At 38.4% G+C, this 11,397-nt stretch carries 12 protein-coding genes; 4 read left to right on the forward strand and 8 right to left on the reverse strand.

Translation table 11 applies throughout. The features are described from left to right. From ABY905_RS09040 to ABY905_RS09055, 4 genes are all read left to right on the forward strand, one after another. On the forward strand, positions 1-1,336 hold a 1,336-nt coding region (locus tag ABY905_RS09040), incomplete at its 5' end, for a DUF3360 family protein (RefSeq protein WP_372642735.1). Positions 1,337-1,541: 205 nt separating this feature from the next. Next, positions 1,542-1,754 carry a hypothetical protein gene (locus ABY905_RS09045; RefSeq protein WP_372642738.1) on the forward strand — a complete coding sequence of 71 codons (213 nt, stop codon included), beginning with the start codon at positions 1,542-1,544 and terminating at the stop codon, positions 1,752-1,754. A gap of 29 nt (positions 1,755-1,783) precedes the next feature. Next, positions 1,784-2,074 (forward strand): hypothetical protein, encoded by a 291-nt coding sequence (locus ABY905_RS09050; RefSeq protein WP_372642762.1) that lies wholly within the window; start codon positions 1,784-1,786, stop codon positions 2,072-2,074. After that, positions 2,025-2,243: a hypothetical protein gene (locus ABY905_RS09055; protein ID WP_372642741.1), complete on the forward strand. Its 219-nt coding sequence runs from the start codon at positions 2,025-2,027 to the stop codon at positions 2,241-2,243. The genes ABY905_RS09050 and ABY905_RS09055 overlap by 50 nt, the downstream gene beginning before the upstream one ends. On the opposite strand, the gene ABY905_RS09060 is transcribed toward ABY905_RS09055, so the two are convergent. The 8 genes from ABY905_RS09060 to ABY905_RS09095 form a co-directional block, all read right to left on the reverse strand. After that, complete coding sequence (locus ABY905_RS09060) at positions 2,215-2,859, reverse strand: tetratricopeptide repeat protein (RefSeq protein WP_372642743.1); 645 nt, start codon at positions 2,857-2,859, stop codon at positions 2,215-2,217. The two genes, ABY905_RS09055 and ABY905_RS09060, sit on opposite strands and share 29 nt — an antisense overlap. Then, entirely contained in the window at positions 2,847-4,421 is a 1,575-nt protein-coding gene (locus ABY905_RS09065; protein ID WP_372642745.1) for a tetratricopeptide repeat protein, read from the reverse strand. The genes ABY905_RS09060 and ABY905_RS09065 overlap by 13 nt, the downstream gene beginning before the upstream one ends. After that, positions 4,397-6,619: an urea transporter gene (locus tag ABY905_RS09070; RefSeq protein WP_372642747.1), complete on the reverse strand. Its 2,223-nt coding sequence runs from the start codon at positions 6,617-6,619 to the stop codon at positions 4,397-4,399. The genes ABY905_RS09065 and ABY905_RS09070 overlap by 25 nt, the downstream gene beginning before the upstream one ends. Continuing rightward, positions 6,619-7,968, reverse strand: coding sequence for an alanine racemase (locus ABY905_RS09075; protein WP_372642750.1), 1,350 nt, complete (start codon positions 7,966-7,968; stop codon positions 6,619-6,621). The genes ABY905_RS09070 and ABY905_RS09075 overlap by 1 nt, the downstream gene beginning before the upstream one ends. Positions 7,969-8,049: 81 nt before the next feature. Next, positions 8,050-9,096: an ATP-grasp domain-containing protein gene (locus ABY905_RS09080; RefSeq protein ID WP_372642753.1), complete on the reverse strand. Its 1,047-nt coding sequence runs from the start codon at positions 9,094-9,096 to the stop codon at positions 8,050-8,052. 11 nt (positions 9,097-9,107) lie between these two features. Then, positions 9,108-9,350 (reverse strand): PqqD family protein, encoded by a 243-nt coding sequence (locus ABY905_RS09085; protein WP_372642755.1) that lies wholly within the window; start codon positions 9,348-9,350, stop codon positions 9,108-9,110. A 183-nt stretch (positions 9,351-9,533) separates the two neighbouring features. Continuing rightward, a complete protein-coding gene (locus ABY905_RS09090) occupies positions 9,534-10,139 on the reverse strand; it encodes a helix-turn-helix domain-containing protein (RefSeq protein ID WP_372642757.1) in 606 nt (201 codons plus the stop codon). 315 nt (positions 10,140-10,454) lie between these two features. Further along, positions 10,455-11,397: hypothetical protein (locus ABY905_RS09095; protein ID WP_372642760.1), on the reverse strand; the 943-nt coding region annotated here is incomplete at its 5' end.

The raw sequence follows: 11,397 nt of genomic DNA on the forward strand, positions 1-11,397 counted from the left end.
TCACCTGCCCTTCAGAGATTTTAACATCGAACTGGAAGACTTGGTTCCAGCACTAGCTGCTACTATTGGTAAAGTGGTGATGGTAACCGCAATGGTTGCTGTTTTTGCTGCACAATTCGGACTGACTCCGGAATTTGTTGCAGAGAATGTTCGTTACGAACTTCTGATTGCAGGGGGTATCTTTGTACTGCTTTTTTCTGCAATACTGAACCCAACAGCCAACCTGGCAGGAACACACGGTCCTATGATTCCGCTTATCCCAATTATTGCCGCAGCCGGAGGGCATCCTCTTGCTTTGGGTATTTTGATTGGTGTTTTTGGGCTAACATTAAGTATTACCAAAGGAGGTTCCAAACTGATGAACCTAACGGGTGTAGGTGTTCGTGGCGGACTACTGATCTACTTAGGAGCTGTTGGACTAATCGGACAAATAACCAAACTTGAGTTTTGGTCATCTGGTACCGGTATCAATGCCTTATCTTTTGCCGTTATTGGTGTCACCATTTTGATTTATGCCTACTTGGCGCGTGTTAACAAGCGCTGGTTAGCGATCCCACTTTGTTCCGCACTAGCTGGTGTTATTGCTTATACTATGGGAGCTGATTTTGCCTTTACGACTGAACCTGGACTTCCTCATTTTAATCCAATGTGGTGGTGGGGCGAAGATACAGGATGGAAGCTTGGCTTACCTAATCTGGGGCACTTTATTGCTGTGATTCCTTTTGCTATTCTTGCTGTTGCCATGTGGACGCCTGACTATTTAGGACACCGTGTTTTTCAGGAATTAAATTACCCTAAAAAGGCTAAAAGTGTTCTAATGGATGTGGATGATACTATGACTGTAGCATCTATTCGCCAGGTTATTGGTGTTGCATTGGGGGGTGGTAATATCGCCTCTTCATGGGGAACCTATATGATTCCAGCTGCCATTGCCAAACGTCCTATTCCAGGGGGTGCTGTTCTAACGGCTATTCTTTGTGTACTGGCTTCTGTTCTTGGTTATCCTATGGATTTAGCCATGTGGGAACCCGTACTTAGAGTCGCATTAATCGTTGGTGTATTCTTACCTTTATTAGAGGCTGGTATGCAGATGGTTCACAAGCATAAAGATTCTCTTAGTGCTGGAACCTGTATTTTCGCATGTGCCTTTGTTAATCCTGTATTTGGATGGGCTTTCACTATGCTTCTTGATAATATGGGCCTAATTGGTGACCGCGAGCGTGCTAAAGAATTATCTTGGAAAGAGAAACTGATTATTCCAGGTGCTATGTTTATCATCTGTATCGTATCTCTAGCCATGGTTGGTCAACTACCTGGCATACCGGGTATCTTCTAGATCTAATACTAGACTACATTATAAAAGGCGACTCATATGGGTCGCCTTTTCTTGTGTTTATTAGCGAATAGAATGGATCACAATTTCTTATCTCATTGAAAACACAACTTTACAATAAAAACTACTCTTTGATATATGACATGCCATATAAATTGATTAATTTAGACAACAATATTAGTTCTAAACTCATTAAATTTCACAGATCATGAACGCAAAAAAGAATTTTAACGATCCAATGGATAGAAACCCTGCTAATTGGCGAGGTATTTTTTATTATAATCCCAAAGACCCCAGAATACGTGTTCCTAAGCAAGATCCTATGAGAGGTTGGACTTTGAATTTTGCAAGTCCCTATGCCTATCTCTTTATTATCGCCATCATGGCTATTATTGCTCTTTCAATGTATCTGGGTTTATAATCATCAATCCCCACGGTTATTGAGCCAAGATGATCATAATTCAACAAGACAGCTCAAAAACACTTGAACAATGGACGACTGACATATTCTTTTCGGAATCCTTCTATAAAATTAAAAATGACTTGAATACTCATCAATATACTAACATCCCTATTGTCAAGTTTAAGATCCCATCAGAACTCGAAGATCTCATGAATTTTAAAGTGAATCCAGAAGCTGTTTCCAAAGGGGGAATCTCTCAAGCTTCTGGATCAATATCTCGACTATTCGGTGAAAACCAGAAACAAACAATTCCTGAACCAATTGTATTCGGGTTTTAATTTCCCGGCTTTTATTGGTGAGGTCTTTAGCGTTTTGGCAAACACTTCGATGTATACCTACGAAGTAGCACCAGTTGCTACTCGCATTGAAACCGAAATGATTCAGTTGATGAATAGCTACGCGGGTTGTAACGATGGAATTAGTTGGCATCAGCCCCCAATAATCTGAGTCCTTCAAGAGCAGAAGGATCCTGAGGAAAATACCACAGGCTTTTCTCGAAAAGGATTAAAGCCTCACGACTTTTTCCCATTCGATAATTCGTCCATGCCAGCATGATAAGGGCATCGTATTTAAAAGGATATAAATCGACCACTTTTTTAAAGTGAAGATGAGCTTTTTCATAGGCTTCCTGTCCATAATAGATCAGTCCCAGTCGGTAATTGGCCAAGGTTTGGTTGGGTGATATCTCCAATATCTCTTTGTAGAGGTTTATTACCTCAGCCCATTTTCCGATAGCGGCTTTGGGTAATACCAAACCAAATTTTGCTTCTTCTGCATAGGGCTTCAGGTTAATCGCGCGCTGATAATGCGCAATAGACTCAGTAAATACACCAGCCTGGTAATTGAGCCAGCCCAAACGTAAGTTAATTTCATACGAATCCTCGTCATAAACCTCTTTCAACTGATCAAGAGCATGAGAAAAGTCGCCTGCTTTCTCATACTTATAACTCTCCTCAAAAGCTGTTCTAACAGTCTTAAAGTCTTGTCCAGATAGCTTGCTAAACACCATTAACAAGATAAGTAAATTGAATGTTACGTGTTTTATTATCCTTAGAAGTTCCATGTTATTCCTCCAGTTATCGATTGTACATTAATGTCCTGACGATTTATCCTATCGTTTATTATATAGCCGTTTATTTCTTTCTGATTTTGATACAGAAGAAATAGGTTCAACTTTCCTTTAAACAGATATTGATAGAGACTTATCTCTATTCTATTTTTCACTAGATTCACACCATTATATACGGAATACCCTTCATTCTCTACTTGCTTGAACATATCTCCAAAACTGTATCCAAGTTGTCCCCAAGTATTTTTTGCAAGTCGAAAACCAGCTCCACCTTTCCAGTATCTCCGATTCAACCAACCTGCTTCCAATTTTTCCTCCATTTGATTGGTAAAACGACCTAATAGGTAAAAGTTTAAATTTCCTTTGGGGTAAAAACGAACAGATACTTCTTGCTGCCAACGAGTTAAATCATTCATTTCAAAATACAATAGCCCAAGACTCACCTTCCAATTAGATAGTTCCTGATGAAGTCCCATGTATCCAATAAAACTGTTTTGAGTATTCGCATAAGGAACGATTTCAAGGGCAGATCCAGAAGCACCATCTCCTCCATCACCATTCCCACCGTCACCATTTCCACCATCACCATTTCCACCATCACCGTTTCCTCCATTACCGTTTCCGCCATTACCGTTTCCGCCATTACCGTTTCCGCCATCACCGTTTCCGCCATCACCGTTTCCGCCATCACCATTTCCACCATCACCGTTTCCACCATCACCATTTCCACCATCACCGTTTCCACCATCACCGTTTCCTCCATCACCGTTTCCATTTCCTTTTATTCTAGATGTAAGCATTGCTGTTTCTGCTAGCGTCTCTACGAAAAGAGGATACCCTTTCACTTTAGTTTGTACCCAATGTCCTGCAAGAACTAGCTCAGTTCCCCAACCTATTTGAACAGAATTTTTCAGATAATATTGAGTTTGCTTTACCTCTTCCTTAAAATGGAAGCCCTCTGACACGATAGAGTTCTTTAAATCTACGCGACTGTAAGCATGAAATAATTCAAGCCTTTTCCCTAGCTGATGATTCAGCCCCAAACTATAATGATGAAATTGATTGCGAACCGTTTGTTGTTGAATTTGATCAGAATCGATGGCATAATCATCAATGAACTCATATTTACTTTCGGTATATATTCCTGAAATGAACTTTGTTTTATCTATGTCGTATTTTTCACGAATAGGTTGGGACAAATCATTTTGCATACGTTTGGCATCTTTGTTTCTACCACTTAGAAGATAGGAAAAGTACAAATACTCTTTCAAGCTGATATCCTCTGGGTTTAATCGGGCCAATTCTTGAAAAAAGACGGCTGATTTCCGATAATTCTCCAACTCGTAATGGGCTATACCCACTCGCAAACGCAAGTGATAGAAATCAATGCCCTGTTTAATAGAGTTCTCACCAACCAAAATCAATTGTTTCCATTCCTGTTTTTGATAAAGGGCATAGGTTTCCGTGTTCACCAGACTAACACTCAGAGTTTGCTGAGCATGAACAAATGAACTAATCAAAATAGTCAAAATCAATATGCTTGCATATTTCCACATCTTATTTCTAGTGTTTTACCTTTTCTATGAATCTTAATTCGGAGTGAAGCTCCGCTTTCAATACGAATTTCACTTTTCAAATGCTCCTTCTTATTCGGATAACTACAAATCACTTTAGATTCCAGTTCAATTTCTTCGGAAGTTATCCCGTCCAATTTGCTCAAATAATTCAGTTGATACTCGGAGCGTAGATAAATGTAAAATGGAGCTATAAAATCCTGAATAAAGAGTTTTCCCGCCCCATAAATCAGATTAGGAGGTAATTCTGCCTTTACATTCAAATTTGCGTAGAAACCCAAGTAAACTTTATAACACGACAGGTACAGATAATATAAAAGAGAACGTCTATCTCCTAAATAGTTATGGAACTGCAAAACATTAGCCTCCAGACTAAAATAAGCCCTTGAATTAGTAGAGCTACAGTAGAGATAGGTATTAGATAATGTGTCCGACTTCACTTCAAAATCCCAATTATTTTGCTCATAAACCATAATATTATCACCTCCTGACACCACCTCAAAACTAAACTTCTGTCCCGACTGAAAACCCAAAGATTGAACTAATAGAGGGTGAGCTTCACCTCTAAGTAGTTTAGCCGACTTTGCAGGCTTAGCATACGATTTAAGCGAAACCTGCTTCTCTATCCTCTCCATGTAATGAGGCAGAGCAAGCTCTAAAGTGGCCGAACCGATGTAGGGGGTCGTTTGAAACTGAAAGTGGATGTGCGGAAAGGGTGACCTTCCCGAATTACCACAAGTTCCTAATACGTCCCCTTTTTTTACTAAATCTCCTTTTTTCACTGTAAAACTGTCCTCCCTGAAATGACTCAACTGGGAATAAACGCCACTGTGATGATGAATGACCAAACTATTTCCCCAATTCTGATCTAAATTAACTTTGCCTATTTCATTATCCTGAACGCCATCGAGAATGTTTACAACTTCACCATCAGCTGGGCATAAGATCATTTTATTGTAACAGTAATAATCATCTACATGATTACCTTGTTTCTTAAACTGTTTGTCCTGATCATCCACAATGGCAAAATCCCAGGCATGACGCCATTCATCCTTATGTGTGTATTCCCCATCATGAGCTTGAGTAACCGTCCATTCTCCAATGAAAGGCAACTGAAAATCTGGAAATCCCATGGAGGACATTCGAAGGACATTATTTCTAAAGAAATACAAATTCTTTTCGGGGGAATTGTGCTGCACTCTTACCTCCTGCAATTTCGCATTGGGCTTATATCTTAATTTTAATATGTATAAGAATAGAAGGGTAACCACATTAAATGGAAGTGCATAAATAGATAGCCTATAAGGTGCAAACCACTGCATACTGCTGAGGGTAACTAACACCACTATTGGCAAAAGAAGCACAATCCATAAATAAGAATAGAAAGATGGAATAATATAAAATCCCCCAAGGGCAATAGAAGTTAGAATAAAATTAAAACCGATGTAGGTGTAACTTAACTCGTTGATGTTTGCCCCAATTACCCCATAAAAAAAGAACGCAACATAGAAACCAAATATCGCTAAAGTAAAAGCGATTCGAGAATAGAAGAGTAAGCCCAAGAGAATAAGCAAACCTGCCAGCCAATTGCTTTGAAAGAAGATAGCACCAAGCGATTTAAGAAAAATGGATACTGAATCAAAAATCCCCCAATTTTGAATACTATGATATAAATTCACTAGAGACTGGCCCCCAATATCATAAAACTCATTGGCTTCATAAATACCTCTTTCACTAATACCAAGAGTGGTGAGGTCACTACTAGCCATCATGATCATCCACAAACCTAACAGAAAGGGAACACTTAAAAAGGGCAAGGCATATTTTGTAAATACACCCTGTAGAAATAAGCCAATAAATAGGGTTAAAGCGGACGATAAAATAATAAGCAAAACAATTTCAAGCCCAGGCTGAAAATACAATCCTATACCTAAGCCTACTAAAAGACTATTAAAACCATAGGTCCCATCTTTAATATAAAAAGGAGAGAAACCCATTATAAAGGCAATCACATTTGCCACCACTATTGAAATCAGCCCAGAGATCCCTGCCCAGACATCAAAAAAACTAACCAAAAGAAGCAGTAGAGCAAAGGTTTTATTTCGTGAAAAAAACACCTGAGCATAACTATTTAGGATAGCCTCTCCCAAAAATAATATGTTCTTTCTATACGTTTCCATTATGTTTTAAGATGCTCAGGCGTATTTTCCATTGCATTGAATTGTTCAAAGGTTTCTTTCTTCCGAATAAGATGCAATTTTCTATCCTCATCAATTAACAAGACAGGAGGTCTTAGTTTTATAAACTGCATCCATTGGGTCATATTATAGGCACCAATGCGTGGTATCACCACAGCATCGCCTCTTTGTAGCAGAGGAAATTGAACAGCTTCGCGTATCACATCAATATTCATACAAAGCGGACCATAAATAGTTGTATTTTCTGTTTGTTCTGATTTCAGTTTAGTTGGCAACACCTCATGCTCATACCAGAAAGATGTGAACAGCATGTTAACACCAATATCAATCACCGTTGCTCTGCGCCCATCCACTAGCCGTTTGTTTGCCAAAACACTTCCCAACATGAAACCAGCATCATCCACCAAGGCTCTGCCCGATTCTAAAATCAGAAGAGGAAGCCTTTCTGGAGGTAATTCACTGGCAAGTAAAGCAGAGGTTAAGGCTTCAGCATAATCGTCGAAAGACGGACAAGTATCTGAGCCTGGCAGGTAAGCACCCTTAAGTGTATTTTTCGATGCAAAGCCACCGCCCAAATCGAGATATTTCACGCTATGATTGAACTTTCGGAACAAGCGGATAGCCAAATCAGCCATTTTACCAGCAGCAATAGCATAAGCAGTTACAGCAGTTATATATGTTCCCATATGGGTGTGTAAGCCTAATAACTCCATATGCTCATGCAGCATGATACGATTCAAAACGTGCCACGCTTCACCATTCTCAAAGTTAAAGCCAAAACGATCCCATTGAGGATAAATACCCGCATCCAAATTTATTCGGAGACCTACATTGGCTATTTTATTGAGCTTTTGCGCCAATTCTCCAAGAAAGTAAAATTCATCTAAACTATCCAGATGAATCATCGCTCCATCTTTTATAGCCCTTTCCAAATCCTCCTTTGATTTTTCAGGACCATTAAATATGATCTGATTTCCTGAAATTCCATTTTCAATGGCCTTCGTATATTCAAAGCCAGAAACGACTTCGGCCCAAGCCCCCTCTGAATGAAAAATTTTACAAACCGCATTTAAATAGTTGGTCTTATATGACCATGCGAACTGTACCCGCGGATAACGAGACGAGAAAGCCTTTTGAGCCTGACGATAGGTTTTACGAATACAAGGCTCTGAAATCACATATAAAGGAGATCCAAACTGCTCCATAATATCTACTATGGCAAGCTCTTCAATATGACTAATAACAGGTACTCGCGTGCTCATCCCAAATTTATCGGGCATACCAGCATTCACTTTATTAATTATAGGCCGTTCGTAATCTAATTTTTTCATCTGACAGCTTGTTTAATTTTTCTCTATTATTATAAAAACCCAATGATTCATTGGAAGAAGTAAGCAAGTCAAATTTCCCTCTTACATTTCACCGCTAACTGATAAGTTTCCAAATTGAGAGATATCACCTATTAAATCGTAGGAGTATCTGATAAACATTTTCCCTACTTCATAATTTGAAAAGGGTTCAGGATTCAACCCTAAAGCGAGTTTTACCATGGCTTCTGGTATATTTTGTCCAGATGCAACAGCTAAATAAACCCATGCAGGAATTCGAGGGTTAATTTCGATAAGGAAATATTCATTCTTATTGGTTTTGATCAATTCCAATTCCATGCCACCCTGCCATTTAGTCTTTCGAATTAAGTCTCGTGTTAGTTTTAGCATTTCATCATTCTGAATGGTAATCCCTCCCCAGGCTTTTCCTTTATCGGTAATATACTGCTTGCGCATAGGGACAGCGCCTACCGTATTTCCTAAACCATCGCCAAGAGCAATCACATTCACTTCGGTACCTCTAATAAACTCCTGAATAATGACAGGCATTCCCCACTTTGCAGAAATTCTATTGAAAAAACTATTTACCTGTTCATCGGAATAGGCCAAATAAGCATCGTAAAACTTGCCTTTCACCAGTAATGGGTATTCGAAAGAGTCCTTGAGTTGTTCAATATCACGTCTATGTGTAATAACCTTACTAAAGGGAACTTTAATCCCATACTTCTCACCGTATTGACTAAGATTTGCCTTGTGTCGCTCCTCGAGTTGATCCATTGTGGGCAAGAAAGTCTGAATCCCTATTCTTTGAAGTCTTTCCTTAGCCTGAATGAAAGTGTAAAGTTCCGCATCAAAATTGGGTATGATAACATCAAGTTTTTCTTTGGCGTGGATGTACTCAATTCTTTTGAGAAGTGTATCCATTCCTGAAGATGGATATGGAATTTGGTAGGTCTTGTCTACCATATCAGGCATATAGATACCTGGCTCAAGATTTTCATAAGCCAAACCAATAATTCGGACATCAAAATCCTTACTTTCCCTGAGCCCCCGAATAACAGGTATGCCAGGTCCAGGATTGTCGGTATTATTTAGTCCTGTTACAGCGATATGATATGTTGTTTTTTTCATTGATCCCTTTTTTAGCTATCAAGAAGTTCGTTATGTCGCAGCATTTCCAGAAAATCGCTTAGGTTTTTCTCAAGAGTTACCAAATCCACTTCATATTTATCCAGAAGCAACTGCTTGACATCTGCAACATCATGCCCCTCCTTTAAATGATTCACTATTTCTTTTGCAATAGGGTTTATGATATAGGAATCCCCTGTTTCTGGATTAAATAAAAATCCATTTTCACTAATCGCAATGTTTCTTTTTAACTTCATGATTTCGAGATTACAAATAATCTTATTAGAGGTTTTACACCTTTCAAAACAACATTTGAAAAGGCTTATCCAGCTCTAATAATTCATACTAAAAAGTTAGAACAAAAGCTCTTGTATTCTGTTACAGAATTCTGTGAAAAAGTTATGAAATTCCACGATGTAATTGGAAGGATTTAACTTGGTCTAATACAAAGCGTTCAGGCATTTTTTATTCTTTTCCCTACTTTTTTTATATTCAGACACCGATCTCCCAGTCATCTTATGAAACTGGGCAGAAAGATACTGCACACTACTATAATCCATTAAGTAAGCGATTTCGCTGAGGGTTAACTCATCCTGATTGACCAATTCTTTTATACGTTCTATCTTATTGAGAATAATATATCGCTCAAGCGTAATGGCTTCGTGCTTGGAAAATATTTTTGATAATTGCTGATAGCTAAGACCTAATTTACCGACCAGATATTCTGATTTCTGCACAATGGAGTCCACATTATTCATCTGATGAATCAATTCGATTACAGCGACTTTAACCTGTTCTACAATTTGTTGTTCATGGCCAATTATAATCTCCATGCCATTCTCCTGAAGAATACTATTGATTTTTTCTAATCCTATTTGCTCTGGCTTGTAACTTATGGTAGCCATTCCCAATTTGACCTGATCGATACGGATACCGTTTTCCTCTAGAACCATGCTTAAAACTCGCACACAACAATTACATACCATATTTTTAATGTAAATGGTCTCCGTATGCAAATTATCACTATTGAGTAGTAAGTTGCGCATGTGAAAAAAGATCTTATTGTAGTATTAAATTTAAGGCATTTTAATCGGATAAGGAATTAATTTTATTTCATAATTCTATTAGCCTTTTTCAAACAGATTTATTTGAGATCGAAATATGTAAAGGACTACAAACCCTCAAAAAAGACTTAAACCACCGACTTATCTGCACGACTTATCACTTAAAAAAAGAGAGTGCTTAATCACAAGCACCCTCTTTCTTATCGCAAATGAGACTTAGTATATGCAATCCATTCTTTAATACTAAGAACCATTCAATTAGGTTCGAATTATGTTGAGGGTAGTAGTTTTAAAGCCTTACCTTCCCCCATGATGACCTTTTCCACCACCAGAAGATCCACCACCACCTTCATGATCGTCATCTCCATCGGTTGTTGAGTCATCACCATGTCCAGGTGGTCTATTACCATGAGAATCTTCCTCTGGCACAAAAATAAATGGAGAAAATTCTCTGCGGTCAATTGATATAGGCCAATCCCAGGTAGGCGTTGATATTTTCCACACCAAAAATTCCTCATTATTGTGCACAACTTCAAGAGCCTGCACATAATCATCTGCCTGACAAGCAAAACCAAGTGCTCCCGATGTAGGCTGATCTTCCTTTTGGGTATATCTGTATATTGCAGTCGCATCCGAAGTTAAAGGTGCGTTGCCCATTAGGATATCATGTAGAATTAAATTCTCTTCAAGAATTTCAACATGTGAACCAATTAAATTACCATCATCATCGTAATCACCAACAATGGTCACATAATCTAAAAGCGTTCTTTTAAACTTTTCCCTATCGTATTCAAAACTTAAATAATCGACATAATAACGGTAGCGGGAATATTCATGTTTATCAGTTTTATCCATCATGCGAATTTCCTGTTCGATAGTAGGCAAAAAGCAATTAACTTGTGAAGCTGGCATATCAATACCACTTCCTATAACTTCTGGTATACCCATAAATAAATTAACAAAAACAATCTCGTCGATATTCAAGGTGTTCGACTTATCGGAGCCAGCAGAAATAGATGCTGCACATAGATTCATTATAATTTGCTTTTGCTCACTTTCGGTAAAACCAAGATATGGCTTTGGAGAAACATCCCATAAACCCACTCCCCTATCTACTCTAAAATTAACATCGAAGCCTCCAGCTATATCTTCCTCAATTAAAAATTTCAAACCATTATCTTCTGCAGACTGAGTAAAACCATGTAGCATAAGTTCTTTATAAATTGCTAAATTCTCAAGA

It is taken from the genome of Ancylomarina sp., from assembly GCF_041555295.1.
Classification (GTDB): Bacteria; Bacteroidota; Bacteroidia; order Bacteroidales; family Marinifilaceae; genus Ancylomarina.

Bases quoted from the DNA above. Each gene is read 5' to 3' on its own strand.
- ABY905_RS09045 (WP_372642738.1), top strand. From the start codon at position 1,542: ATGAACGCAAAAAAGAATTTTAACGATCCAATGGATAGAAACCCTGCT.
- ABY905_RS09050 (WP_372642762.1), top strand. From the start codon at position 1,784: ATGATCATAATTCAACAAGACAGCTCAAAAACACTTGAACAATGGACG.
- ABY905_RS09060 (WP_372642743.1), bottom strand. From the start codon at position 2,859: ATGGAACTTCTAAGGATAATAAAACACGTAACATTCAATTTACTTATC.
- ABY905_RS09065 (WP_372642745.1), bottom strand. From the start codon at position 4,421: ATGTGGAAATATGCAAGCATATTGATTTTGACTATTTTGATTAGTTCA.
- ABY905_RS09070 (WP_372642747.1), bottom strand. From the start codon at position 6,619: ATGGAAACGTATAGAAAGAACATATTATTTTTGGGAGAGGCTATCCTA.
- ABY905_RS09075 (WP_372642750.1), bottom strand. From the start codon at position 7,968: ATGAAAAAATTAGATTACGAACGGCCTATAATTAATAAAGTGAATGCT.
- ABY905_RS09080 (WP_372642753.1), bottom strand. From the start codon at position 9,096: ATGAAAAAAACAACATATCATATCGCTGTAACAGGACTAAATAATACC.
- ABY905_RS09085 (WP_372642755.1), bottom strand. From the start codon at position 9,350: ATGAAGTTAAAAAGAAACATTGCGATTAGTGAAAATGGATTTTTATTT.
- ABY905_RS09090 (WP_372642757.1), bottom strand. From the start codon at position 10,139: ATGCGCAACTTACTACTCAATAGTGATAATTTGCATACGGAGACCATT.